Raw genomic sequence first — 246 nt, forward strand, 5'->3', positions numbered from 1 at the left:
CTTCCGTCACGACGCCCGCGGCGAAGATCACGGATGCCAGGAGAACGAAGAGTCGACGGCGGCGCAGCTTGTCGGAGAGGAAACCTCCACCGATTGCACCGATGGTCGTGGCCGCGATGCCGACCAGGCTCAGAGTGGCGAGAATGCCTGCGATCTCCTCGACACTGATGTTCAGGCGAGCCGCAAAGAAGAAGGCGGTGAAGGCGGTGTTCAGGGTGAGCCCAAAGTAGAAGCAAAACCGGCCCG

Annotated in this window: 1 pseudogene; it reads right to left on the reverse strand. The window is 62.2% G+C overall.

From position 1 onward, the window contains the following. Window positions 1-246: pseudogene (locus SB658_RS26510) on the reverse strand (hypothetical protein); the annotation flags it as partial.

The sequence above is a fragment of the Bacillus sp. SIMBA_008 genome, assembly GCF_046535495.1.
GTDB classification, from domain to species: Bacteria; Bacillota; Bacilli; order Bacillales; family Bacillaceae; genus Bacillus; species Bacillus subtilis.